The organism is Chromatiales bacterium 21-64-14 (assembly GCA_002255365.1).
Classification (GTDB): domain Bacteria; phylum Pseudomonadota; class Gammaproteobacteria; order 21-64-14; family 21-64-14; genus 21-64-14.
Map to the genome: position 1 here is coordinate 1 of NCBI01000020.1, position 23,995 is coordinate 23,995.

The window sequence follows — 23,995 nt, forward strand, 5'->3', positions numbered from 1 at the left end:
GATATACCGTCCTCGGAATCGGAATCAAAATATGAACAATATTTGAATGCCCTCTTTAGCACTTGGGCTGAGTGATGGGACGGTACAATCCTAATTACACAGAAAACATAAATGAGAGCAATATGTGCGCTAGACGTCTGCGTGGAATCGTCACGGTTCTCGTTCTGTTATTCGTGGCGGGCTGTGCCGGCCAGTCACAACCCATAAAACCTGAGACGCTGGGGCCACCGACGGACGTCTATTTACTACCCATAGGTGACTTTCCATATAAATATACCGTGCAGCTGGCGCACGAATTAAGTAAGGAACTGAAGATTCACGTACGCGCATCGCTGCCGATGGGAATCGGAGATATGCATCCGCTTCCAAATCAGTCTCAACTGGCGGTCCGGGATATCCTGGCGCGAGCACATGAGGTCGGGCTGCGGCTGCCGGATACGAGTAAAAAGCTTGTCGTCATCGCGCTCACGACGCGTGACATAAATGACTCGTCTCAGTCACTTCGTTTTCTGTTTGCGAGGAATGACCGGATAACGCGCACGTCCGTCATTTCAATCGCTCGAATGTTCGGATCAACCACGCTTGCGAAGAGTACTCGAGCACAAGTCGGACTTCGTATATACAAGATGGTAAAACGAGCCATAGGGGAGCAGTACTTCGGCCTTGCACGTACGTCAGACATTTCGGAAATTATGTACGCTCCGATCATGTCCCTAAAGGATATTGATGCGATGGGGCTCGATTATAAACGATCGCAATCCGCTGGGGCCGCGCCCCCCGAGTTCCCGAGCGAGACACGGGAATTGGAAAGTGCGGCCAGAGCAGGGGATGCGATGGCGCAGTACAGCCTCGGCCTCGACTACTACAATGGGACCGGTGTACCACAGGACGCTGCGCGTGCTATTCATTGGTGGAAAATGGCCGCGGCGCAAGGATTTCCGGAAGCGCAGTACAGTCTTGGTATCGAATATGAAATGGGGCGGGGCGTACCACGGGACTATGCCAAGGCCGTCTACTGGTGGAGAAAGGCTGCGACACAGGGTGTTGTCCGAGCACAGTACAATCTCGGAGTCGCGTACCACGAGGGGTTAGGTGTACCCAAGGACTACGAGAAAGCCAACTACTGGTACAGGAAGGCTGCCACCCAGGGTTTCGATCAGGCGCAATTCAGTCTCGGGGCCGATTATCACGATGGGCTCGGTGTGCCGCAGGATTTTGGCAAGGCAGCGCATTGGTCCAAACAGGCCGCGGAGCAGGGATTCGCTAGAGCGCAATTCAATCTCGCGCTCATGTACTACAATGGGCAGGGTGTACGGCAGGATTTTGGCAAGGCGGCGCATTGGAACCAACAAGCCGCGGCGCAGGGACTCGCTGCAGCGCAATACTACCTAGCGGTCATGTACTACAGGGGCCAGGGGGTTCCGCAGGACTATGGAAAGGCCGCGCATTGGTGCCAACAAGCCGCGGCACAGGGACTCGCTGCAGCGCAATATTACTTAGCGGTCATGTACTACAAAGGTCAGGGTGTGCCGCAGGACTATGGCAAGGCTGTCGACTTGCTTAAGAGGGCCGCGTCGCAGGGCTTGGCTGCGGCACAGGACTCCCTCGCGGTTACCTACTACAAAGGCGCCGGCGTGGCCCAAAACCGCGCCCGCGCTTTGTATTGGTGGCGCAAGGCCGCGGCGCAGGGTGACCTAAGAGCGCAGCGAGCTATTCGGTTGCTGAAGAACGGTACATTGCTCAATCACTAGGATGCCTGAGCGGACCAAAGCGAACGCCCATTAGCCGGCCCTGTGTCAAGAGCGAACAGCGTCCAATGCCGCTGGTTGTGGCAGCGGCGAGGTCATGGGAAAAGGGGTCGGCGACAAACGATTCTTATTTTTCACCGACCATTTTTACAGTTGCAGGCAATCGTTAGATTGCATAAAGGATCGCGCTTTGAGGGACTACAGCGGCGACACGGTCCCCATCCTCCAGTTCGACACCGGCGAGGTCCGTGAGGCGCTGATCTTCGTTGCCGTGCTTGGAGGATCCGACGTCTACGCCGAGGCGACCTAGCCCCAGCAGTTGGTGGACTGGATCGGCCCCAATGTTCGCACCTTCGAGCACATGCGGTGCGCGGCCGTGCTCCTGGTCCCTGACAACCTCAAGAGCGCGATAGCCAAGGCGTGTCGCTTCGAGGCCGAGGTGTCCCCCTTATTTCTCAAAAAGAAACCCCGGTGACCGACGATGTTCGTCCGTCCCCGGGGCGCTGTGCAGCGGACTCGCGTAAAAGCCGCTGATCTAGTCGTCTGTGCCTACGTTGTATACCTTAAGATCGTGCGCTTCGCTAATTTTTCCAGTGTATCCCTGCGCCCGAATGATTTTCTTGATTAGTGGCACGTTTGGCGCGCTGATCGGGGTCAGGTGCGAAAGCACGAGTTCGCGTGGATTGGCCATAGCCGCCACTTGTCCCATCCGGGTCGGCGTAGTGTGCCGCTTGGCGAATGGCGAGGAGGGCGGCGGCTGGTTGTCGAGGATCGACGTGTCGTAAATCAGAAGGTCAGCGCCCTGAGCTAGCTTCACCATATTGTCGGTAGTAGAGTGCGTATCGCCCGAGTAGACGATGCTGTACCCCTTGTACTCTATGCGGTAGGCAACGGCTGGGGCTTCCAAATGGTCCACCGCGATTTCTTTGATCACCAACCCGTTTTCGTTCACGATCGTATTGACCGTGGCGCCCTGGAACACTGGCGAAAGATCGTGAGCTTGATAACCGAACACCCCGAGTGCGGGAGGACCGTCCGCACCATCCACGAAGGAACGGAGGTAGCGGAACAGACCCGTCGGCCCGAACAACCCGTCCATGAACTGGGTGGTGGATGGGAACATCGGGTTATCCGTGCCCGGGCCGTAGACCTGGATTGGTGCCGTGTGAGGATCGCCCTGTTCCCGGCCGTCGAAGTATATGCCCTTGATCACCCCGGGAAGATCTGCGGTGTGGTCAATGTGCAAATGGCTGAGCAGGATATAGTTTACTTGCGCGACATGGGTACCGCTCATGGCAAGGCTCTTGAAGGTACCGCTGCCCAGATCCATAAACACCCGTGGCTGACCGTCCGTAAACACCAGGTAGCCGGCGCTCGCCCTACCGCTCGCCTGCAGCATAGGGCCACTGGACCCCAGCACCATGACAGAGAGTGGACCGTGGACACGGTGTACGGCGGGACCCCCTTCGGTGCTGTCCGCACGAGCGGCGACTCCAAGTACACACGTCAGCAGCCCGAGCAGCAGCGCCAGGGCGGTTCGTGTTTGTCTTCTAATCATGATTCACCTCCTCTGATTAGTTGATCTACTTTCTTCACGCTATGGGAAAGCGTCGTGCAGTACGTTGCGGAACTGGACCACTGGTATCGGCGTTGCATCCTAGCCTAACTGCCCGCCTGCCATCGTGGATGGCCGCGAGCCCCCCTGTCAAAACACTCTAACACATGGGGCGCGCTAGTGTGGTGTTGCATTCTTGATGGAACCGATATGAACTGTGTGTCTTCAATGCCCACGAAAGGCAGGGTGTCATGGGCGTAGCGTATTTCCGCGCACGGAATCCGTAGCTAGGCATATCCGTACTGGCCCGGTCCAACGGCCGTGCTTTCGGTTCGGGCCGTAGTCACGTGCAGGCTATCCGCAAGCGGTGTTGGAGGTGATCGTTGATCGGCGGTTATTGTTGTTGGTCAACCGGCACGGGATGCCAGCGAATCGAAGACGCCGAGCGTGCGCTCGGCGGTCTTTGCCCATGTGAACTCCTGTATCCGTCGTAGTCCGGCGTCGCGCATTCGTGACCGCAGATCTTCGGAGCCGGCCAATTCGGTCATTGCGTTTCCGATGTCATCGACGTCATGGGGATCGATATAACGTGCTGCTTCCTGTGCCACACCCCTGCAGCCGCCCGTGGTGGGCAGGATGGCTGGGCACCCGCAGGCCATGGTTTCGGTAACAGGCAGCGGGAAACTTTCATACAAGGTGCAGAGGATGAAGAAGTCCGCGAGGTTGTACGCGTGGACGATTTCCTCGTTGGGGATGAACCCGGTGAAATATACGCCTTCCAGGGCGGTTTCATCGAATCCGCGTCGGTGCAGATAGGCATCGATGTCCCGCCCCACGACCACCAGGGGGAGTCGGCCGCCGGCGGCCCGGTATCGTCGGTAGCCGCCGATGAGGTTCTCGTTGTTGCCGCCCGGGTATTCGAGAACCCCACCGTGCCCGGTGTGGTAGGCCCGTGCGACGGTAAGGATGAAGCGCTCCGGAAGGTGATGGCGCTGTGCGAATGCCTGCAGCGCGGTACGATCATTGATAGGCCGGAAGTGTGGTCCCGGTGCGGCGTAGCTCGGAGTGACCTTAGTGGCGTCGATGTTGGCGTACTTAACCATGTCCGCCAAGGCGATATCGGATATCGAGAGCAGTTTGGCCGCCTTGCGACAGTACAGAGGCAACATTACCCGAATGTAGAGGTTGTCCCACCACGTGTAGTTCCCGGGGTTAACATACCAATCAGATCCATGGAGGACGAAGACACTTGGGCGCATCGATAGGAACGGGATGGAGAATTTCGGGTTGAAGATGATGTCGGCGCCCACTGACCGAGCCGCCCTGGCTACGCTGATCTGATCCCACCACAGCTTTACACGGGCCGGAATCACGCGGGTTTCTGCATTGGGATACGATTGGAATGTAGCAGCGTGCTTCGGTGTTCGCAGCAGTATGACGTAGCGGCTGGCAGGATCCAGTTGCAACATGTTGCGCAGCAATTGCAGGGTGTAGACGCCGATCCCGTCATCCTGATCCAATGGCCGGCCCATCACGCAGATCACTCGGCTTCGGATTTGTTTTGTGCTCATGGGGATGTTTCCATAGGCGTAAAAATACCGGTGTTGGGATCCGACGGTTAGCCGTGCCAGGCTCAGTGCGCGAAGTGCTGGGATCGGATGAAGCTGCGGACTTTTTCCGGGATCACCTCGCGCAGATGCCGGCGTCCCTCGCCCGGCAGGAATCGTAGCCACTCTCCCTTGATGCGCGCAATCGCGGGGACCGGCGTACGGAGTCGGCGGATGCGTCTGAAGTCCAACCCGACGCCGAATACCGACCTCAGCCCGGCTTCGTGTGCGAGTTCCAGAGACAACTCCGAGCCTAGCTGCCAGGGGTAGGCCAGATGCCTGGGGCGGGTGCCAAGCTCCCGGGCGAAGAGCGCCGCGGCCTGCTCAAATTCCGAGGCGACGAAGGAGCGCAAGGCGCCAGGGGGAATAGGTGTCATCGCGCCCCGGTGCTGTTTGATGACGGCCCGTAGCTGGGCTGCCCAGCCCGGCCGCTCGAAGAACATCGCACCGCCTGCCTCCGATACCATGCGTCCGCAGGCATCGGCGGCGGCCTCGTCTTCGATGATGCGGTGATGAGCGCTGAGCAGGGGCTGCGCTTCATAGATCGGGGTGCCCAACGCGGGACGGCCTAGGGCGTCGCATTTGGCTTCGCGCCGCATCGGCCAGTCGAAGATGTGGTGCCGGCGCAGCAGCTCCGGGGAGGCGAATCCGACTAGGCGGTTCGAGGTGAAGACCAGGGCGTGACGGTGCCCATGGAGTTGGACGTCGACCAACCCCGATTCCAGACAGGTACGCAATCCATCCCAGGACATGAAGCCATCGCGCCCCGACGGCGCTACGGTGGCCGTTTCGGATTCGGACGCCGCGCCGCGCATCCAGAATGTGGGGACGAACAAAGTCGCTGGGCATTCGTATTGCCGCAGCAGAGGGAGAGTAACGTCATAGAAGTTTTGAACCGCGTCGTCGAATGTCAGCAGTACAGCTCGCTCGGTGCACGGGCGCCCCTGACGTTCCAAGTACTCATCTGCGCTGAGGCACCGATAGTGATTTCTGCGCAGAAACTCCAGGTCGGCCGCGAATTCGTCAGGCCGTACGTCATGGAAGACGAAGATCGGGATCTCACCCGGATGGAGACCGGCACCGAAAAGAAATCTTGGGTAATGGGTTTGACCCAGCCGCCGCAGGGAGCGGGACAATCTCCGAAGTGACGACAGATCAGGCACTGTGCGGACTCCCCATGGTGGTGTGTACCGCAACGCCACGGAGCGGCGGTGGGTGCGACACTACACTAGCGGGGCAGCTGCGTTTCAGTCCCGCGCGGAGCACCACGTGTTTGGTGCATCTTTTGAAACTTGCCCCGGACTGTTGGTTCCCGCACGTTACGGTTCGCCCGCAATGCGATCGACACGAGCCTTTAGGACTGTTTCCCCTGGGATCATTATAGCCACGCCCATGATTTCTGCATAGGAGGTGGGGCCATGCCGATGCCCAGCTTGGAGTCCGGGCCGCGCCCGGTGCGCGGTATGGCGACTATGACCCTCGTTGGTGCGTGTTTGTTTGGAGGAATAGCCTGCTATAGTGGCCAACGGAGTCACTATGGGAGTTTGGCGCGTGCATAGCCGGATTGGACACCGTTTTCGGGGGAGTGACCATGGACGGTGGCACCGCCACCGGGTCCTGTGTGCCCCGATGGTGGTCGTGGCGGGGGTAGGGATGCGGCTCTCGGCTGCGCGCGGCGCCGTTTCCGCGGCGGCTTGCTGAGGCGCGCGGCCCAGTGTCCATTTCCAGGCCCACACTGGCTCGTCTACTGTTCTCGTTTGTTGCGGTTGGGATTCTGGCCTACGTTGTCAACTGGGGCCAGTTCTACGATACCGTACGCCATGCGCGTGGTGGCCTTATTCTCCTGGCCTATTCCCTGTACGTGTTAGATCGGTTCCAGATGAGCTACAAATGGGGTCTATTGCTGCGTGCCCAAGCTTTGCGGGTGCCGTTCTTGGAAAATTGGAGTATCTATTCACTCGCGTCATTGTGGGCCACCATACTCCCTGCAACCGTTGGCGCCGATGCCCTGCGCGCCGTCTGGCTGTGGAGGCGCACCGGGTGCGGTGCCGTAGGAACCGCATCCATTGTTCTGGAGCGGCTGGTGGGTTTTGTGGTGGGCCTGTCGGTCGCGGCGATCTCAGTACTTTACCTGATTTCACGCCACCAGGAGTCTACAGAGCTCCGGGACCTCCTGATGACGGTGGTCGTGGTACTCGGGTTGACTTTGGTGGGGACTGGTCTGTCGTTCAGCGGCGTTTTTCGAGGCTGGCTCGCGGCTTTTTTCCAGAAGAAATCCGATTCCAGAGTAGGCCGGTTACTCGTCCGCGTGGGCGATGCCTATCTTGCTTACCGCGCAACGCCCGGGGTACTCATGGTATTTACTCTGCTGACCGTGGTTGAGCAGCTGACCTCGCTGTTAATGGGGTACTTGATTGCCCTCGCGGTTGGGGTGCACGTCGGTGCACTGGAGTTCGTCGCTGCGCTATCGGTGGCACTCCTGGTGTCACGTTTGCCTATCGCGGTGGATGGCATCGGCGTGTTGGAGGGTATTCTGGTGCTGTTGTTAGCCATGGCCGGGATCCCGCCCGCGCAGACCGTGGCCTTCGCGCTGATTGGCCGTATCATGAACGTGCTGGGGTTTGCACCGGGTGCGGCGGTGGCGCTGTTCGTTCTAGACCTGCGTCCGCGAGATCTGCGCACTGAGATCAACCAGAATCTCCCTGCGGGCTAGCTGGCCTGTCTCATCGATCTCCTGCTGCGGCGTTTTCTTTGCCATGACAGAGCGTAGTCCCTGTGCCCGTCTTTGATGTGGCGTCGAGTGTATCGTCGGCGTCGGTGGGTGCGCGACTGCCACCTGGGCGGTGCGCCTAGGCACCGGTGCAACGAACACCCGTGAGTAGTGCGGGGCGAGCGGAAATAGCACTTAGTTTCAGTGCTGCATCGCTAAAATTTAGCGCGGAACCCACTGATCATGGCGCGAAGTTTTCGTGCATTTCGCGGATGAACCCAACGCTCTGGTCCGGCTTCAACGGCTGGGATTTATGCGAGTGCCACGGCCTAGGGGGAAGTAGTCAGGCGCACGTCGGTGGGTATCGGGGGCGCGGACGCGGCGGGGACGGCACTAACCACAAAGGTCCCGCTGACGGTGTTCCAGCCGTCATAGGGGCCGGTGCCTGAGAAGACCATGACGAAGCTGCGCCCGTCGGGGCTCAACCACTTCTGCGGAAAGCTGAAGCCGAACTTCGGCTGATTGTCGATCCATTGCGCGTAGTAGGCGACCGTGGTCCAGGGTCCCCAGGGCTCTGGGGCATCGAAAATTCCCCAGGATCCGTCCCAGCTGTGCCAAGTCGTGAGCAGATAGCGCTTAATGCCGGGATCGTAGTCTACGCGTACTGCCCAGCCTACACCGTTAGGGTCGCTGAACACGGGTTTGCGCGCGTTTATGGCCGTTGTCCAGATGGGGTTGCCGCTGGCGTCCAGGCCCGCGAAGTATTCGTAGGCACTCCGGTTCATGACCTGGTCCTTCGGTACCCGGGCCATGGCGATGGTGTTGGTGCGCCATACGTTGTCGTGGGTGGCGCGCTTGTCTTGCGAGTAGGCGTAGACGTAGCTGTCGCGTGCCCCTTGGTAATCCTTGCCGAAGTTCAGGAAGCTCATGTCGCTGAAGGCACCGTCCGGCTCGTCGAAGTCCCAGCTGGTCAGTGAGTTGAACTGCCAGGTCTGACCGTGGTCAGTAGAGCGCGCGAGCTTCAGTTTGAGCCATTGATCCTGCAGCTCCAGGGTCATGTATAACACGCCGTTGACTGATAGCATGCCGCCCGCCTTGCCGACGAAGGTAGCCGACGTGAGCGCGCTCACGCCACCAAATACATTCGTGGCGCTGAGGCTGCTGGGTGTCCCAGTGATGCGCGCGAACCCGATACTCACACGTCCTAGGCTGTTGGTACCACCGAAACCGCCCCCGTCGCCCCAGGAGGTGTACAGATTGCCGTCGTCCGCCCAGGTGACCGGCCAGAGGTCGCTACCCGGGGCGGCACTGCGCAGACTGGAGAAGTCCCAGTTGACGCTGGTGACAACGGGGCTGGGCGCGTACGGGGGCGAGGCGGCGAATGCCGCTGTGCAAACGCCGCAGACTGCGGCGAATGTGACGGCCCGGATCAGATTCTGCAAGCGCTGTGTCTCCCCGCGATTCCCTGGCTTGCGCCGTGCCAGATCATAGGCCGGCACACACGGGCGCTGAGTATCCTGACTCGCCTGTATTGTTATACGCCGTCACCCGGAAACACACTTGGTCACCGGTCCGCAGCCGCAGGTCGTTCCAAGCGTTGAACTTCACGCTGGGGGCTGAGGCATTGAAGCCAGTGGAGCCCGTGGTGAGGTCTGTGACCCGCTGGGTCGCGGTAGTGGCCGTGCTTCCATAGTACACCCGGTAGCCCTGCACCGCTTGGGCGCTCGGGTCCCACGCCAAGGTCAAGGTCGCGGTAGCGCAGGTGGTGCAGTTGACGGTGACGGTGACGGTGGCGGTCGCCATGTCGCCGTTTGCATCCGTGACCTTGTAGGTAAAGAGGTCCTGCCCCGCGAAATCGGTTGCGGGAGTGTAGGTAATGGACTGGTCGGCATTGATGGTGGCGCTACCGTGGGACGGGCTGCCCATCAGGCTCAAGGTGATCGGGACATCCTGAAGGCCGGAGTCGTTGGCCAGCACGTTGATCGTGATCGGCGTATTGAGGCCGGTGGTGGTGGTGTCATTTGCGGCCACGGGGATGTGGTTCACGGCGGGTGGCGGGGTCGTGCCGCCGCCCGTGGGGATGGGTGTCGGCGTCGGGGCCGGCGTCGGCGTCGGCGTCGGCGTCGGGGCCGGGGCCGGGGCCGGGGCCGGGGCCGGGGCCGGAATTGAGTTCACGGTCACGGCTACCGACCGGGCGGTGCTGCCACCTGCGCCGTTGCAGGTCAGGGTGTAGGTGGCAGTGGCGCCCAGAGCGCCGGTGCCCGTGCTGCCCACCGCGGCGCGGGCCCCGGACCAGGCGCCGGCCGCGGTGCAGGAGGTGGCCCCCGAAGCGGACCACGTCAAGGTCGCGGAGCCGCCCGCGGTCACCGCGGTCGGCGTCACGGACAGGGCGACCTGGGGCGCGGGTACGGTGAGGGGAGCCGCGGCCGCGGTGTTGATGGCGTCGAGGGTATTCTGGGAAGCGCCGGCCACTTGGACGATTGCGTTGGCTAATGCTGTGTCTACGCCCGCGGGCAGGGCCGCGGCGACCTGCTGGGGCGTTGCGCCTGCCGGCAGGCCCTGAAGGGCCGTTTCCAGGGTGCCCAATATGGGAGCCGAAGAGACCGCCCGGGCGGCGCGCACCGCGCGTTGGGCCTCGGCCAGAATTCCATCCGTGGTGGCCACGTTAGTGATCACCACGGACGCCGGCGCCGATGGCATGGTGAGTCGCAGGGCGTTGTCGAGGGCCGGCATCGCATTGACCCCATCGACCTGAAGCTGATTCGACAAGGTTTGCACCAGGATCTGGGCAGATACCACGTTGGCGGTGGCCGAGATCCGGGGATTGACACCGGCAGGTCCGCGGCCGTCCAGGCTCCCGTCCGCGGCATCCGCGGCCAAGGCCTGCGCGATCTCGTCCTGGCTGGCGGTCATCCCGCCGACCTGGAGGGCCTGTTGAGTACCCTTGATCAGCTCCGCTACCGCTTGGTTGGCTCGCAGCACGCCGGCCACGTTCAGCGGGGTCACCGGAGTGGAAACGGGGTCCGCGACCTGGGCGGGATCCAGGCCGAAATTCAGCGCTTGCAGGACGCCCTGACGCGCCTGGGTCAGGTTGGCAGCCGTCAGGCCACCCGGCAGAGCCTCGGCGGCCCGCACAATAAAGGTAGTGATGGGGTTGAGGTTGGCAGTGCGCTGGTCCGCGGACATTGCAGCGGACATCAGGGTGAATCCCGGCGCCGTCTGACTCACCATGTCGGTGCCGCCGAGGGCGGTGATCCGGATCGGGTAGACGGTTCCGGTAGGAATAGTAACGGTATATTTGGCGGTGGAATCGCTGAGCGTCTGGGCCGAATGTGCGCCCGAGGCGTCGGTCACCGTGACGGTCGCGCTTTGCACCGGTCCGTCCCCGACGCTACCGCCGATCTGGGTGGGGGCCAGGGTGGGTCCGGTGCCGGGGCCGCCACCACTGGGTACGCAGGCGGATGTTAAGAACGTTATTGATATCAATAGTATAAAATAAATATCTTGTCTCAGGGCGCGACCTGTTGGGGGAGGCACGCGGCGCGTTGCCGGCTTTCCGTTCGATCCCAGGGGATTCATGGCAGGCGTTCGACCTCATGGTCGGTAGGATGGCAGGGGCCAGGGTTTGCCGGCCGGACGAGAGTCATCATAGAGACGATCGGTGTTGGTGTTTGGGAGGGTGTTCACAAATCCTGTCATTGCCGGGCCGACGGGATTCGGGGTGCGGGATTACCACCCGCGTTGAACCCGAGCCGCTGGTTGTGTAAAATCCGTACACCGAAGCGGGGCTAGCAAGCGGATTGGGGCGGTCTGAACGACGTTCCGGTTTCCCGCGACCATCTAGAGGTAGACGGTGGCAGGCCCCGGTGAGGGCCTTTTTTGCGCCCGTGTCTTTCGCAGGGGCGCAGCCCGCGGGGACGCGTGTGGAGTGCGGTGTCGGCGGTTTTGTAGCGTAAGCCGATTTAGGGTGTTGGGTTTTTGGAGTGGGCCTCGTGCCCACTTTTTGTTTGCGGGGTCGTGAGGGTGCGCGGCGCAACGAATGACTTGCAGCAACTGCTGGAGCCGGTGGTCGGCACCATGGGCTACGAACTGCTGGGAGTGGAAGTTCACCCGCACGGTGGTGGTACGCTGCTGCGGCTCTACATTGATCAGACTACCGGCATCACCTTGAGGGACTGCCAGCGGGTGAGCGAACAGGTAAGTGGGGTATTGGACGTGGAAGAGCCTATCGTCGGGCACTATGTTCTGGAGGTGTCGTCGCCGGGAGTGGACCGGCCGTTGTTCAACGCACCTCAGTTCGCACGCCACGCCGGCAGCCGCGTTCGGATCCAAGTGGAGGCCGCGCTCGATGGGCGGCGCAAGTTCACCGGCCGTCTGCTGGGTATGCGTGACGACCAGGTGGTGATCGAGGAAGACGGGAACGAGATCGGCATACCGTTGGAGCAGATCGAGAAGGCGCGTCTGGTTCCGGAGCGGTAGACGAGTGGTTCGGAGGTCGTGGTCATGAACAAAGAAGTACTGCTGGTCGTGGACGCCGTCTCCAATGAGAAGGGTGTTGGCAAGGAGGTCATCTTCGAGGCCATCGAAGCCGCGCTCGCCTCGGCGACCAAGAAGCGCTACGGCGGGGAGATCGAGGTGCGTGTCGCCATTGACCGGGATACCGGCAATTACAGCACGTTCCGCTGTTGGGCGGTTCTTGATGACGGCGCCGAGATCGAGCAGCCCGAGGCCCAGCTCCCGCTGACAGAGGCCCGTGGGCGTGATTCACAGGTGGAAGTGGGGCAGTTCATAGAAGAGCCGCTGGAATCGATTACTTTCGGCCGCATCGCCGCCCAGACCGCGAAGCAGGTCATCGTTCAGAAGGTCCGCGAGGCGGAGCGTGCGCAGGTCGTGGAGTCGTATAAGGACCGCACCGGAGAACTGGTGAGTGGGATCGTCAAACGCATGGAGCGCGGCGGGGTGGTTCTGGACCTGGGGAGCAACGCGGAAGCATTGATTCCCCGCGAGGAGATGATTCCTCGGGAGGCTCTGCGTCCGGGTGACCGGGTGCGGGGGTTTCTATATGAGGTTCATCCAGAGCCGCGTGGGCCACAGCTGTTCGTCAGCCGTACCCGTTCTGAACTGCTGCTGGAATTGTTCAAGCTGGAGGTGCCGGAAGTCGGGCAAGGCCTGATCGATATCATGGCGGCGGCTCGCGATCCGGGCCTGCGGGCGAAGATCGCGGTGCGTTCCAACGATGCGCGGATCGATCCGGTAGGCGCCTGCGTGGGTATGCGGGGTTCCCGGGTCCAGACGGTGTCCAATGAGCTCACGGGGGAACGTATCGACATCATCCTGTGGAATGAGAATCCGGCGCAATTCGTGATCAACGCCATGTCGCCGGCGGAAGTGCTATCGATAGTCGTTGATGAAGATTCGCACAGCATGGACATCGCGGTGGCGGAGGACCGGCTCGCGCAGAGCATAGGCCGCGGGGGTCAGAACGTCCGGCTCGCCAGCCAGCTTACCGGTTGGGAACTCAACGTAATGAGCGAAACCCAGGCCGAGGAGAAGAGCGAGGCTGAGGGGCAGGCACTACAGAAGATGTTCATGGACCAACTCGACGTGGACGAAGAAGTGGCCGTTATCCTTGTGCAGGAGGGTTTCTCCAGCATCGAGGAGGTCGCTTATGTGCCGGCCGGAGAGTTGGTCAACATCGAGGAGTTCGATGAGACGATCGTGGAAGAGCTGCGCAACCGCGCTCGAGACGTTCTGCTGATCAAGGCGATTGCCGACGAAGAGAAGTTGAGCGCGGTGGAACCGGCGCAGGATCTGCTCGAGATGGACGGCATGGATCGTGAGCTGGCTTATCGGCTCGCCAGCGGCGGGGTGGTGACGATGGAGGATCTGGCCGAGCAGTCCGTCGACGAGTTGAAGGATCTCGCCGGCGTGGAAGATGAGCGGGCCGCGCACCTTATTATGACCGCGCGTGCGCCCTGGTTCGAGAACGAGCAGCAGCAACAGAACTGAGATCGAGGATCGTTATGCCGGAGGTTACCGTAAAGCAGTTCGCCGAGGTGGTCGGGATACCCGTCGAGCGCCTGCTGGATCAGTTGGGCGAGGCGGGCCTGCCGATCTCTACCCCGGATGAGACCATCAGTGACAAAGACAAGGTGCGCCTTCTGACTTTCCTGCGGGAGGTGCATGGCAAAACCTCCGTGGTCGCCGCGGAACCGAAGAAGGTCACGCTCAAGCGCAAGGTGCAGAGCGAGTTGCGGCTCAGCAGCGGTGGGCAGGGGCGCGGTGCCACCAAGACGGTGGTCAACGTCGAAGTCCGTCAGAAACGAACCTACATCAAACGCAGCGAGATCCTGAAGGACGAAGCCAAGCGGCGCGAGGATGAGGCCGAAGAGCAGGCCCGTCAGGAGCAAGAGCGCGCCGCCGCCGAGCAACGTGCCCAGGCGGAGGCCGAGGCGCTTCGCCAGGAGCTGGAACGCAAAGCTGCGGAGGAGCAGGCCCGGCTCAAGGCTGAGGAGGAAGCGCGGCTTGCCAGTGAACAGCAGCGGGTGGCCGTGGAGCAGGCGCGTGCGGCGCCCGCCCCGGCGGCAGCCGCGCCCGAGCGCCCGTCCAAGCGCAAACCGGCCAAGGACGACCGCGAGACCCGTTACGGGCGCCAGGAACTCCACGTTGCGGTGGACAAGAGCGGGCGGCGCAAGAAGCGCTCCCGGTCCCGGCCCGTGGCCCTGAGCGGTACCGCTCAGCACGGGTTCGAACGTCCGACTGCGCCTATCGTGCGCGAAGTGACGATTCCGGAGACGATCACCGTTGGTGACCTCGCCCAAAAGATGGCGATCAAGGCGGCGGAACTGATCAAGGTCATGATCGGCATGGGTATCATGGCGACCATCAACCAGATAATCGACCAGGAAACCGCGGCGCTGGTGGTGGAGGACATCGGCCACAAGCCCAAGTTGCTCAAGGATACCGATCTGGAAGCGGAATTGGTGCCGGGGCATCACGCCAACGTCGACGCCGTGTCGCGTCCTCCGGTGGTCACGATTATGGGCCACGTTGACCATGGCAAGACGTCCTTGCTCGATTATCTGCGCCGTACCAAGGTGGCGGCGGGTGAGGCGGGTGGGATCACACAGCATATCGGCGCTTACCATGTGCAGACCACCAAGGGTGTGGTCACTTTCCTGGATACGCCGGGCCACGCGGCGTTTACCGCCATGCGTGCGCGCGGCGCCAAGGTGACCGACATCGTAGTACTGGTGGTGGCTGCTGACGACGGTGTGATGCCTCAGACCATCGAGGCGATCACGCACGCCAAGGCCGCCGGAGTTCCGATCGTGGTGGCAGTCAACAAGATCGACAAACCGGACGCGGACCCGGATCGTGTGAAACAGGAGCTTACTCAGCACGCGGTGATCCCGGAAGAATGGGGTGGCGACGCGATGTTTGCCAATGTCTCTGCCAAGACCGGTGACGGGGTGGACGGCCTGTTGGAATCCATCCTTCTGCAGGCGGAGGTCATGGAGTTGATGGCTGTTGCTGAGGGTCCGGCCAGTGGCGTGGTGCTGGAGTCCAGCCTCGACAAGGGGCGTGGACCAGTGGCGACGATACTGGTGCAGAGCGGGATACTGCACAAGGGCGACGTGGTGCTATCCGGCAAGGAGTTCGGTCGGGTACGTGCGTTGTTCGACGAGGCCGGAAAGCCGGTGGACGCAGCTACGCCGTCGATACCGGTGGTGGTACTGGGGCTCTCGGGCCTGCCCAATGCCGGGGACGATGTCACGGTGGTGTCGGATGAACGTAAGGCCCGCGAAATCGCCTTGTATCGTCAGGGCAAGTACCGTGACGTCAAACTGGCCCGCCAGCACGCCGCCAATCTGGAGGACGTGATCTCCCAGATGGGCGAGGGTGAGGCCAGCAGTCTGAATCTGATTATCAAGGCGGACGTGCAAGGTAGCGCGGAGGCGCTTGAGGAAGCGTTGACCCAGCTGTCCACGGACGAAGTGAAGGTGAAGATCGTCGCCAGCGGCGTGGGGGGCATCACTGAGTCCGATGCCAACTTGGCGGTGGCGTCCAACGCGGTCGTGGTCGGGTTCAACGTGCGGGCGGACGCCGCAGCGCGCAAGGTTATCGCAGAGGCCGGCGTGGATCTGCGTTATTACAGTGTCATCTACCATGTCATCGACGAGGTCAAGCTGGCACTGAGCGGCATGTTGTCCCCGGAGATGCGCGAGCAGATCGTCGGGCTTGCGGAAGTCCGGGACGTGTTCCGGTCATCCAAGATCGGAGCGGTTGCCGGGTGCATGGTGCTCGAAGGTGTGGTACGTCGCAATAACCCGATCCGGGTGCTGCGGGACAATGTCGTGGTGTTCGAGGGTGAACTGGAATCTTTGCGCCGCTTCAAGGATGACGTCAACGAAGTGCGCTCCGGGATGGAGTGCGGAATCGGCGTGCGCAATTACAACGACGTCAAGTCCGGCGATCAGATTGAGGTGTACGAGCGTGTGGAGGTGGCCAGGACCGTTTGAGGTCGCGCATCGGGCGGTGCATTGCCCCATCATCGGGGCCGTGTCCCGGGTCGATGGCCGTTCGGATCCCAGCGCCCCACGGACCACAACCCATGCCTAGGGAATTCAGTCGAACCCGGCGCGTTGGCGAGCAGATCCAGCGCGAGCTTTCCGGGATGATTCAGCGCGAGGTGAAAGACCCGCGCGTGGGCTGGGTGACGGTTACCGGGGTGGAAGTAAGCCGTGACATGGCCCACGCCCGCGTATATGTATCGGTGCTGAGTTCCGACCCGGGCCCAGGTCAGGATGTGGGCCAGGTGGTGACCGCGTTGAACCATGCCTCCGGTTTCCTGCGCCGGCGCCTTTCGCAGACGCTGGTGATGCGTACGATCCCGCAGTTACATTTCCAACATGACGTTTCGATTGAGCGCGGTTCCAGACTCAGTTCCTTGATCGATCAGGCGCTGGCCGAGGACGAGAAGAAGGGCGGCCGATAACGCTGACTGGGAGACCGGTTGGCGAGGCCACAGATGAATGTTAGCGACACGGCAGCGATAGGGAATGGCCCGACTAGGTAAGAAGCGTAGAAACATCAGTGGGATCATCCTGTTGGATAAACCGACCGGCTTGACGTCCAACGAAGCTCTGCAGATTGTCAAACGTCTGTTTTGGGCGCAAAAGGCGGGGCATACCGGCAGCCTCGATCCCCTGGCCAGTGGGTTGCTCCCGGTGTGTTTGGGGGAAGCCACCAAGGTCTCGGGGTTCCTGTTGGATGCCAACAAGCACTATTGGGTGCGGTGCCGGCTCGGAGAGCGCACTACCACCGGGGACGCCGAGGGGGAGGTGGTGGAGCGCCGCCCAGTGGTGGGCCTGGATCGGGCCCGGGTCGAACGGGTTCTGAAGGGCCTCATCGGGACCCAGGACCAAATACCCCCCATGTACTCCGCGGTAAAACACCAAGGCCAGCGCCTCTACAAGCTTGCCCGGCAGGGAGTGGAGGTCGAGCGTGCGCCGCGTACCGTGGTGATACACACCATGACCCTGTTGGGACTGGAGGCGGAGACTCTGGAATTTGACGTGCTCTGTTCGAAGGGGACCTATGTCCGCACGTTGGCGGAGGATATCGGCGAAATTTTGGGTTGCGGAGCCCACGTCAGCGCGCTGCGCCGGCTGGGTGTGGGGCCCTACGAGGCCGCCGGGATGGTGACCCTGGACACGTTACAGTCTCTCGCCGACGAGGATCCGGGCCGTCTCGACAGCGTGATCCTTCCCATGGAGAGCGCCTTGACCGATTGGCCACACGTGCGTTTGTCCGATGATGCGGCCTATTACCTGCGTATGGGCCAACCGGTATTGGTGCCCCACGCGCCGACTTGCGGTTGGGTGCGCCTCTACGCGCGGGACCAGCGATTCATGGGGGTAGGGCAGATTTTGGACGACGGGCGGGTTGCACCGCGCCGTCTGGTGGGCGGCGCTTGAGGGGGTCCTTGTGCGCCTCGAGGCTGGAGACTACAATAGCGGATTGCGATTAGCCGGAGTCCGAGTCGGGAGCCATTTCATGATCAACAGCGAACAGAAGTCGCAGATTGTACAAGACTATCAGCGCGGGGCTGATGACACTGGATCCCCCGAGGTCCAGGTTGCGCTGCTCTCCGCCCGCATTGACCATCTGACCGGTCACTTCGCTACCCACAAACACGACCACCATTCCCGCCAGGGTCTGTTGCGGCTCGTCAACCAACGGCGCAAGCTGCTGGATTATCTGAAGCGGACCGAGCACGCCCGCTATCAGGAGTTGATTGGCCGCCTTGGTCTGCGTCGCTAGGTCCGCGGGCGGGTAGCGCGCCCCTTCCTCTCCAGTTTTATATCCGATACAGGAATGTTGAACGTGAAACCCGTGAAGAAGAGCTTCCAGTACGGTGATCATATGGTCACCCTGGAGACCGGTGAGATTGCCCGACAGGCGAGCGGCGCAGTCGTAGTGAATATGGCCGATACTGTGGTCCTGGTGACCGCGGTTGGGTTAAAGGAAGCACGCGAAGGGAGGGATTTTTTCCCCCTGACGGTGAATTACCAGGAGCGGACCTATTCCGCGGGCAAGATCCCTGGAGGGTTTTTCCGGCGTGAGGGGCGACCTTCCGAGAAAGAAACCCTGACCTCCCGCCTCATTGATCGTCCGCTCCGCCCCTTGTTCCCGAAAGGTTTCCGCAACGAAGTACAGATCATCGCGACGGTAATGTCGCTGAACAAGGACGTGGATCCCGAGATCCCTGCCATGATCGGCGCCTCGGCGGCGCTGGCGATTTCCGGGCTCCCGTTCAACGGTCCGATCGGGGGTGCCCGGGTCGGCTACAAGGACGGCCAGTACCTACTGAACCCGTCCATGACCGCCCTCAAAGACTCGCAGCTGGACTTGGTGGTCGCGGGTACCGCAAACGCGGTCCTGATGGTGGAGTCGGAGGCCAAGGAGCTGGCCGAGGACGTCATGCTGGGGGCGGTGGTGTTCGGCCACGAACAGATGCAGATCGTGATCCGCGCTATCCAGGAACTGAAGGCCGAAGTTGGGGCGCAGCCTTGGACGTGGCAAGCCGTTTCCGAAGATCAGTCCTTGGGCGCCGCGGTGGCAGAGGCCTGCGAGGCGGCGCTGACCGAGGCCTATCAGATCAAAGAGAAGCTCACGCGTCAGGATCGCGTCGCCGAGATTCGAGCGGACGTGGTGGCCCGTCTCGCCGCGACCGATGGTGCCGGCTGGACCGCGGAGGCCATATCAGGTGGCATCGACCGGCTGGAGAAGCGCGTCGTCCGCCGGCGGGTGATCGCTGGCGAGCCGCGCATCGATGGCCGCGACACGCGCACCGTGCGCCCGATCACCATTCGTACCGGTGTGCTGCCCCGTGCCCATGGCTCGGCCTTGTTCACTCGGGGCGAGACCCAGGCTTTGGTGGTAACGACGCTGGGTACCGGCCGTGATGCCCAGATCATTGATGCCATCGAAGGCGAGCGCCGCGACCCGTTCATGCTGCATTACAATTTTCCACCCTATTGCGTCGGAGAGACCGGCATGGTGGGCTCCCCGAAACGCCGTGAGATCGGCCACGGCCGTTTGGCCAAGCGCGGGATCCAGGCGGTGATGCCGACCATGGAGCAGTTCCCCTACGTGCTGCGCGTGGTCTCCGAGATTACTGAATCCAACGGTTCTAGCTCCATGGCATCGGTATGCGGGACCAGTCTCTCGCTGATGGACGCCGGTGTGCCCATCAAGGCCCCGGTGGCCGGTATTGCCATGGGCCTGATCAAGGAATCCGACGGTTTCGCGGTGCTGACCGACATCATCGGTGATGAAGATCACCTGGGCGACATGGACTTCAAGGTCGCGGGGACCCAGGCCGGTATTACCGCCCTGCAGATGGATATCAAGATCGATGGGATTACACGCCAGATCATGGACACCGCCTTGCAGCAGGCGCGGGACGCGCGGATGCATATCCTGGACCGCATGCAGGAGGCGATCGCCGTGCCGCGTGCCCAGATGTCCGAATACGCGCCGCGTATCATTTCCTTCCGGATTGATCCGGACAAGATCCGCGATGTCATTGGCAAGGGTGGCGTGACCATCCGGAGTATCACTGAAGAGACCGGCACCACCATCGACATCACCGATGACGGCACGGTCAAGATCGCGTCGGTGGATAAGGCCGATGGCGAGGAGGCACGACGCCGCGTCGAGCTGATCACCGCTGACGTGGAGGTGGGCAAGATTTATGATGGACGCGTGGCGAAGCTTATGGACTTCGGTGCGTTTGTGACGATCCTGCCGGGCAAGGACGGTTTGGTGCATATCTCCCAGATTTCCGAGGAGCGGGTCCAGAAGGTCAGCGACAAGCTCTCGGAGGGTGACCTGGTGAAGGTTAAGGTCCTGGAGGTGGATAAGCAGGGCCGCATCCGTCTCAGCATCAAGGCGGTGAACGACTGAATGTCACTCTCCCGCCGCTCAAAAAGGGGCCTATGGCCCCTTTTTTGTGGTACCCGGGTGGGTGAGCAACAGGCTCTTCCCCCGGTGGGATAGCCCGCTTATAGTGTAGCCACCGTGCGCGTTCGCAAGGGGGTTGGAGGTTGATCATACGGCGCTATCTAGTCCGCGAGATCGCGCTTCCGTTCCTGGTAGTCACGGCCATCCTGTTAGTGATCTTCGCGAGCCATCGCATCGCCTTGCTGCTGGCCGATGCGCTGTCCAGCGGCTTGTCCGGTCGGGTGGTTGCCATTCTGCTCGGCCTGAAACTCATCGCGTCGCTGGATATCCTGCTTCCGATCTCCCTGTATCTCGGCACGCTGATCGCGTTTGGACGTCTGTACAGTGACCGGGAGATGACCGTACTGGCGGCCTGCGGCCTGTCGGAACGCCAGATCCTGGGGGCTGTGCTGGGCCTCGCGGTGGGCTTTGCCATTCTGGTGGCGGTCCTGTCCATGTTCGTAAAGCCGTGGGCGGCCCACATGGCCGATTCGGTGCGCCACCAGGCAGAGTCGTCGGCAGGCGTGGCGGGGATCTCGCCGGGCCGCTTCCACGAGCTTATCGGTGGACGCGGTGTGGTCTATGTGGCAGGGCTCGGCGCCCAAGAGCGCGAGATGCGGGATATCTTCGTGCACATGCGGAGCAAGGGCATCGACCAGGTATACGTGGCGCGCAAGGGATACCACTATCTCGATGAACAGACCGGGCGTCATGCCATTGTGCTGGAGAACGGTCATCGCTATGATTCGGACGCGTCCGGATCTGTCTACCGCGTGGTCCGTTACGACAAGCTCACCACTTGGTTGCAGCGCGCCTCGCAGGACTCATTCGTACACCAGCGCATCGCCGCGCCCACCTTGAAACTGCTGCGTTCCACCAATCGATGGGATATCGCCGAGTTTCAATGGCGCCTCTCGATGCCGTTGGCCACGGTGATCCTGGTCTTGCTGGCAGTGCCACTGAGCCGCATGAACCCGCGACAGGGCAAGTATGCACGGGTGTTCACCGCGATTCTGGTGTACGCGGTTTACTACAATTTGCTTGGTGTTGCTAAATCCTGGGTGGAACGCGGAAAACTCCCGGTGGACCCTGGTCTGGGGGTGGTGCATGGGTTGATGTTGCTGGTAGCCATTGTGTTGTTGTTGCAACCGTGGCTGTCGCTGCGCTGGAGTCGGAGCGGTAGCACGGCATGAAGCTTCTGGACCGCTATATCGCCGGCAAAGTGGTCGAGAGCGTTCTACTGGTTCTGCTGGCGTTGGTGGTTCTGTTCGCCTTCACCAATTTCCTGGGGGAACTGGGAGACGTGGGGAAAGGGCGTTACGATTTGCCTCTTGCCCTGATCTATGTCCTGCTGCTCACGCCGCGCCAGATATTGGAGCTGTTCCCGGTCTCCGCGCTCCTAGGCTCGGTCGTAGCCCTCGGATTGATGGCCAACAACAATGAATTGGCGGTGATCCGCGCTGCCGGGGTGTCCGTAGCCAGGATCACCTGGCCGGTGTTGAAGGCGGGTGCGCTGCTCATGTTTCTGGCGCTGGTGCTCGGGGAAGGCTTGGCACCGCCCGCGGAACGATACGCTCATGATTTGCGGGTATCGGCCATCACCGGGGAGCCGGCGCTGCGTACCTCTAGGGGAATTTGGATCCGCTACCAGGAGGGCTTCATCCACATCGGCGATGTCGTTGCAGGTGATGCCCTGCGCGACGTTACTGTCTACGAGTTGGACGACCAGTACCAGTTGAAACAAACCGAGTCCGCGCCGCAGGCCCGTTACCGAAACGGCCAGTGGGTGCTGCTGGACGTGCGCCAAGTGATCTATACCGGTGATGGACTGCAGGTCCACAAACTGCGGCGCATGGTCGGCCCTCTGCGCCTCGATCCACGGCAGCTCAAACGCCTGATCATCCCGCCGGAGGACCTCTCCATGGTTGGGCTTTACAAGTACGTCCGCTACCTGGAGCGTACCGGTCAGAACCCGGGACGCTATGCCTTGGCCTTTTGGCACAAACTGAGTGTGCCGTTGGTGACCGGATTGATGGTAGTGCTGGCGGTCCCCTTCGTGTTCGGCTCGCTGCGCTCGGTCACTATCGGCCAACGTATGGTCGCCGCGGCGCTGGTAGGGATTGGGTTCCAGTTGCTGGATCAGACCGCCGGTCAGGTCACCCTGCTGTACAATCTGCCGCCGGCCCTTGGCGCATTCCTGCCCGCGGGCCTGGCGCTGGTGTTGGCGGTGGTACTGCTGCGCCGGGTGTATTGATCGGCGTTGCCCTGGAACTCCTGGGCCGACTTCCGTCCACGCTGCGCAACGGTTTTGTGTCGCGGGCGCCGGTGGGTAGGTCCGCCCGCTGCGCAAGGCGCGGTCGGTCCGGGAATATGCGCCGCTACGGTGGTTCCGAGCCGGCGGTATCCCGGGAAGACGAACGCGCGAGTTCCACCTTAACGCGGATCCGGCGCAGGTCCTGGTCGAATTCCCGGGTCTGGTAGACAACCCCGGTCGCGCTGCTGTCAGAGTGGCGTGCCGCGCCACCGAGCTCGATCCATTTGCCCAGGGTGCCGGTGACTGTAGTCTGTGCGCGTTGCACGTCGATTTCGCCACCACCGCGCGGACTCAGTGTCGCCCGCTGCGGCTGGATTTTCAGGATTACCTGCTGACCAGCGGTACGGGCCACCACCTGGAAGCCTACGGTGAGATCGCGGTAGCGCAGGGTATTCAGCACCTGCGGCTGCGGTCCACCTACCACGAGCGAGGAATCGGCCACTGGAACCGAGCGGCCCAGATCTATGTAGGCGGGACGACCCTCCAATACCTGAATCTGTTGGGTGTCTTCGCGCCCGGAACCGGGTTCGGTCCGGTAGACCCGCGCCCGGAGACCGTTATCGATTGTTCCGCCGCCGGCGTGGTCGCCGATCTGGGGGGGAGCCGTGACCCGGTAGCGGTCTGTTCCGCCGCCGCTGTTGATTTCGACGTCGCTGCGTGAACCCGTGGTGCTGGACTCCTGCTCCACCGTGATTCGCAGCAGGCGTGGTTGCGCATCGATCTTACGGAGCAGGGCGGTCAGCTCGTGCAGATTTTCTGGTGTGGTGCGCACGATGAGCCGGTAGCCGTCACCGGCTAAGGTCCCGGTGGACGCGAGGAACGGGCGCAGCAGCGGCAGCACTTCGGCGGCAGTGCGGTAGTGCAGGGGGATCACCTCTATGGGTTCGGCACTGGGTCCCGCAACGGCGCCGATCGCGAGCGCCAGTCCCGACAGACCAACGAATACGCGCGCGGTCCAGGTTCCGGCATGGCGCAAGGTGATTTTTGGGTTGTCAGGGATCATTTTATCCGTTCCTATAGATATAACCGTTGCAGTTCTGGGTCCGGTTCGCTGCCGGACCAGGCCTCGGCGAAGAATTTAAGCCAGACACGCGCTGCCAGCGGCGCGCGGAACGACGCCCAGCCCTCATAGCGTTCCTCCAGCGGCCGGAACAGAAGGCCGGTCTCATCCGCGATCAGGAAGTGTTCGGTGTGGTCGCGATACTCCGGTTGCGGGCGGCGCAACTCGATCCCCGTGGTAAGCCGTCGGCTGAGCTCGACTAGCCGGTGGCCGCGCCGCACGACCCGTTGCGGTTCCAGGATCATGATCTGTACGCCGGACAGACGGCCGCGGGTGGCCAACCGGCGCACCGCTTCCAAGAACGGAAGGTGATCATAGAGCGCGGGGTCCAGATCCCGGGTGAACAGGCGCAGGGTGTGGCGGGCTTGGTTCACAAGGGCCAGCGCCGCATTGCGGCTGTCCTCACGGAGCGCCAGCGGGATCTCCCTGGCCGTGGCGTCCAGGGCCAGAACATCCCACTGGTGGTTTGCGATGGATTCCGACACTTGGAC

Annotated in this window: 22 protein-coding genes; 15 read left to right on the forward strand and 7 right to left on the reverse strand. The window is 61.9% G+C overall.

Features of this window, described 5'->3' with window-relative positions; all coding sequences use genetic code 11:
• The first annotated feature begins 74 nt into the window (after positions 1–74).
• Positions 75–1,751 (forward strand): hypothetical protein, encoded by a 1,677-nt coding sequence (locus B7Z66_10170; protein ID OYV76053.1) that lies wholly within the window; start codon positions 75–77, stop codon positions 1,749–1,751.
• A 94-nt stretch (positions 1,752–1,845) separates the two neighbouring features.
• Complete coding sequence (locus B7Z66_10175; GenBank protein ID OYV76054.1) at positions 1,846–2,058, forward strand: hypothetical protein; 213 nt, start codon at positions 1,846–1,848, stop codon at positions 2,056–2,058.
• Positions 2,059–2,283: 225 nt separating this feature from the next.
• On the opposite strand, the gene B7Z66_10180 is transcribed toward B7Z66_10175, so the two are convergent.
• The 3 genes from B7Z66_10180 to B7Z66_10190 form a co-directional block, all read right to left on the reverse strand.
• Entirely contained in the window at positions 2,284–3,306 is a 1,023-nt protein-coding gene (locus B7Z66_10180) for a hypothetical protein (GenBank protein OYV76055.1), read from the reverse strand.
• A 404-nt stretch (positions 3,307–3,710) separates the two neighbouring features.
• A complete protein-coding gene (locus B7Z66_10185; GenBank protein ID OYV76056.1) occupies positions 3,711–4,874 on the reverse strand; it encodes a hypothetical protein in 1,164 nt (387 codons plus the stop codon).
• 62 nt (positions 4,875–4,936) lie between these two features.
• The gene (locus tag B7Z66_10190) at positions 4,937–6,112 is read right to left on the reverse strand and encodes a hypothetical protein (GenBank protein OYV76057.1); all 1,176 of its coding nucleotides are present in this window, start codon (positions 6,110–6,112) and stop codon (positions 4,937–4,939) included.
• Positions 6,113–6,576: 464 nt separating this feature from the next.
• Here B7Z66_10190 and B7Z66_10195 point away from each other — a divergent pair, with 464 nt between their 5' ends.
• The gene (locus tag B7Z66_10195) at positions 6,577–7,623 is read left to right on the forward strand and encodes a hypothetical protein (GenBank protein OYV76058.1); all 1,047 of its coding nucleotides are present in this window, start codon (positions 6,577–6,579) and stop codon (positions 7,621–7,623) included.
• 326 nt (positions 7,624–7,949) lie between these two features.
• Here the strand turns inward: B7Z66_10195 and B7Z66_10200 are convergent, their stop codons facing one another.
• Together B7Z66_10200 and B7Z66_10205 are read right to left on the reverse strand one after the other, a co-directional pair.
• Positions 7,950–9,119 (reverse strand): hypothetical protein, encoded by a 1,170-nt coding sequence (locus tag B7Z66_10200; protein ID OYV76059.1) that lies wholly within the window; start codon positions 9,117–9,119, stop codon positions 7,950–7,952.
• Positions 9,106–9,651, reverse strand: coding sequence for a hypothetical protein (locus B7Z66_10205; GenBank protein ID OYV76060.1), 546 nt, complete (start codon positions 9,649–9,651; stop codon positions 9,106–9,108). Before B7Z66_10205 ends, B7Z66_10200 begins: the two co-directional genes overlap by 14 nt.
• Before the next feature lie 4 nt (positions 9,652–9,655).
• Here B7Z66_10205 and B7Z66_10210 point away from each other — a divergent pair, with 4 nt between their 5' ends.
• From B7Z66_10210 to B7Z66_10265, 12 genes are all read left to right on the forward strand, one after another.
• On the forward strand, positions 9,656–9,853 hold the full coding sequence (locus tag B7Z66_10210) for a hypothetical protein (protein OYV76061.1): 198 nt from the start codon (positions 9,656–9,658) through the stop codon (positions 9,851–9,853).
• Complete coding sequence (locus tag B7Z66_10215) at positions 9,854–10,183, forward strand: hypothetical protein (GenBank protein ID OYV76062.1); 330 nt, start codon at positions 9,854–9,856, stop codon at positions 10,181–10,183. It begins immediately after the preceding gene.
• 65 nt (positions 10,184–10,248) lie between these two features.
• Positions 10,249–11,088, forward strand: coding sequence for a hypothetical protein (locus B7Z66_10220; protein OYV76063.1), 840 nt, complete (start codon positions 10,249–10,251; stop codon positions 11,086–11,088).
• A 609-nt stretch (positions 11,089–11,697) separates the two neighbouring features.
• Entirely contained in the window at positions 11,698–12,099 is a 402-nt protein-coding gene (locus tag B7Z66_10225) for a hypothetical protein (protein OYV76091.1), read from the forward strand.
• Positions 12,100–12,123: 24 nt separating this feature from the next.
• On the forward strand, positions 12,124–13,629 hold the full coding sequence (gene nusA / locus B7Z66_10230; protein ID OYV76064.1) for a transcription termination/antitermination protein NusA: 1,506 nt from the start codon (positions 12,124–12,126) through the stop codon (positions 13,627–13,629).
• 14 nt (positions 13,630–13,643) lie between these two features.
• Entirely contained in the window at positions 13,644–16,142 is a 2,499-nt protein-coding gene (locus tag B7Z66_10235; protein OYV76065.1) for a translation initiation factor IF-2, read from the forward strand.
• Between the two features lie 92 nt (positions 16,143–16,234).
• Positions 16,235–16,618 (forward strand): ribosome-binding factor A, encoded by a 384-nt coding sequence (locus B7Z66_10240; GenBank protein OYV76066.1) that lies wholly within the window; start codon positions 16,235–16,237, stop codon positions 16,616–16,618.
• Positions 16,619–16,682: 64 nt separating this feature from the next.
• Entirely contained in the window at positions 16,683–17,600 is a 918-nt protein-coding gene (locus B7Z66_10245) for a tRNA pseudouridine(55) synthase TruB (protein ID OYV76067.1), read from the forward strand.
• Between the two features lie 79 nt (positions 17,601–17,679).
• Positions 17,680–17,946, forward strand: a complete 267-nt coding sequence (locus B7Z66_10250) for a 30S ribosomal protein S15 (protein OYV76068.1) — start codon at positions 17,680–17,682, stop codon at positions 17,944–17,946.
• Positions 17,947–18,000: 54 nt separating this feature from the next.
• Positions 18,001–20,094, forward strand: a complete 2,094-nt coding sequence (locus B7Z66_10255) for a polyribonucleotide nucleotidyltransferase (GenBank protein OYV76069.1) — start codon at positions 18,001–18,003, stop codon at positions 20,092–20,094.
• A gap of 140 nt (positions 20,095–20,234) precedes the next feature.
• Positions 20,235–21,323 carry an LPS export ABC transporter permease LptF gene (locus B7Z66_10260; GenBank protein OYV76070.1) on the forward strand — a complete coding sequence of 363 codons (1,089 nt, stop codon included), beginning with the start codon at positions 20,235–20,237 and terminating at the stop codon, positions 21,321–21,323.
• Positions 21,320–22,384 carry an LPS export ABC transporter permease LptG gene (locus B7Z66_10265; protein ID OYV76071.1) on the forward strand — a complete coding sequence of 355 codons (1,065 nt, stop codon included), beginning with the start codon at positions 21,320–21,322 and terminating at the stop codon, positions 22,382–22,384. Before B7Z66_10260 ends, B7Z66_10265 begins: the two co-directional genes overlap by 4 nt.
• Before the next feature lie 124 nt (positions 22,385–22,508).
• On the opposite strand, the gene B7Z66_10270 is transcribed toward B7Z66_10265, so the two are convergent.
• On the reverse strand, positions 22,509–23,447 hold the full coding sequence (locus B7Z66_10270; GenBank protein OYV76072.1) for a hypothetical protein: 939 nt from the start codon (positions 23,445–23,447) through the stop codon (positions 22,509–22,511).
• Between the two features lie 11 nt (positions 23,448–23,458).
• Positions 23,459–23,989, reverse strand: a complete 531-nt coding sequence (locus B7Z66_10275) for a hypothetical protein (protein ID OYV76073.1) — start codon at positions 23,987–23,989, stop codon at positions 23,459–23,461.
• Between the last annotated feature and the right edge of the window lie 6 nt (positions 23,990–23,995).

Coding starts and splice junctions, on each gene's coding strand:
- B7Z66_10170 (OYV76053.1), top strand. CDS start 75: ATGGGACGGTACAATCCTAATTACACAGAAAACATAAATGAGAGCAAT.
- B7Z66_10175 (OYV76054.1), top strand. CDS start 1,846: ATGGGAAAAGGGGTCGGCGACAAACGATTCTTATTTTTCACCGACCAT.
- B7Z66_10180 (OYV76055.1), bottom strand. CDS start 3,306: ATGATTAGAAGACAAACACGAACCGCCCTGGCGCTGCTGCTCGGGCTG.
- B7Z66_10185 (OYV76056.1), bottom strand. CDS start 4,874: ATGAGCACAAAACAAATCCGAAGCCGAGTGATCTGCGTGATGGGCCGG.
- B7Z66_10210 (OYV76061.1), top strand. CDS start 9,656: ATGTGGTTCACGGCGGGTGGCGGGGTCGTGCCGCCGCCCGTGGGGATG.
- B7Z66_10225 (OYV76091.1), top strand. CDS start 11,698: ATGGGCTACGAACTGCTGGGAGTGGAAGTTCACCCGCACGGTGGTGGT.
- nusA (OYV76064.1), top strand. CDS start 12,124: ATGAACAAAGAAGTACTGCTGGTCGTGGACGCCGTCTCCAATGAGAAG.
- B7Z66_10235 (OYV76065.1), top strand. CDS start 13,644: ATGCCGGAGGTTACCGTAAAGCAGTTCGCCGAGGTGGTCGGGATACCC.
- B7Z66_10240 (OYV76066.1), top strand. CDS start 16,235: ATGCCTAGGGAATTCAGTCGAACCCGGCGCGTTGGCGAGCAGATCCAG.
- B7Z66_10245 (OYV76067.1), top strand. CDS start 16,683: ATGGCCCGACTAGGTAAGAAGCGTAGAAACATCAGTGGGATCATCCTG.
- B7Z66_10250 (OYV76068.1), top strand. CDS start 17,680: ATGATCAACAGCGAACAGAAGTCGCAGATTGTACAAGACTATCAGCGC.
- B7Z66_10255 (OYV76069.1), top strand. CDS start 18,001: ATGTTGAACGTGAAACCCGTGAAGAAGAGCTTCCAGTACGGTGATCAT.
- B7Z66_10265 (OYV76071.1), top strand. CDS start 21,320: ATGAAGCTTCTGGACCGCTATATCGCCGGCAAAGTGGTCGAGAGCGTT.
- B7Z66_10270 (OYV76072.1), bottom strand. CDS start 23,447: ATGATCCCTGACAACCCAAAAATCACCTTGCGCCATGCCGGAACCTGG.